General features: G+C 67.9%; 1 protein-coding gene. It reads left to right on the forward strand.

What is annotated here, in order from left to right:
- The coding region (locus HL658_RS36475) for an elongation factor Tu (protein ID WP_180287754.1) at positions 1-848 on the forward strand (848 nt) is incomplete at both ends.

Genomic DNA, 848 nt, shown 5'->3' on the forward strand with positions numbered 1-848 from the left:
GTGTCGGCGGCGGACGGCCCGATGCCGCAGACGCGCGAGCACATCCTGCTGGCCCGTCAGGTGGGCGTTCCGGCGCTGGTGGTGTTCCTGAACAAGATGGACATGGCCGACGAGGAACTGGTGGAGCTGGTGGAGCTCGAGGTCCGCGAGCTTCTGTCGAGCTACCAGTTCCCCGGCGACGACATCCCGGTGATCCGTGGGTCGGCGCTGTGCGCGCTGGAGGACCGCGAGCCGGCGCTGGGCAAGGAAGCGATCCTGAAGCTGATGGCGGCGGTGGACGAGTACATCCCGCAGCCGGAGCGTCCGAAGGACCGTCCGTTCCTGATGCCGATCGAGGACGTGTTCTCGATCTCGGGCCGCGGCACGGTGGTGACCGGCCGCGTCGAGCGTGGCATCGTGAAGGTGGGTGAGGAAGTCGAGATCGTCGGCCTGAAGGCGACGGTGAAGACGACCGTGACGGGTGTGGAGATGTTCCGCAAGCTGCTCGACCAGGGCGAGGCGGGCGACAACATCGGCGCGCTGCTGCGCGGCACCAAGCGCGAGGACGTGGAGCGCGGTCAGGTTCTGGCGAAGCCGGGCACCATCACCCCGCACACCAAGTTCACCGCCGAGGCCTACATCCTGACGAAGGAGGAGGGCGGCCGCCACACGCCGTTCTTCACCAACTACCGTCCGCAGTTCTACTTCCGCACCACCGACGTGACCGGTCAGGTCCTGCTGCCGGAAGGCACGGAGATGGTGATGCCGGGCGACAACGTGTCGGTGACCGTGCACCTGATCGCCCCGATCGCCATGGACGAGGGCCTGCGCTTCGCCATCCGCGAGGGTGGTCGCACCGTCGGTGCCGG

This window comes from Azospirillum oleiclasticum (assembly GCF_013423485.1).
In the GTDB taxonomy this organism is placed as follows: Bacteria; Pseudomonadota; Alphaproteobacteria; order Azospirillales; family Azospirillaceae; genus Azospirillum; species Azospirillum oleiclasticum.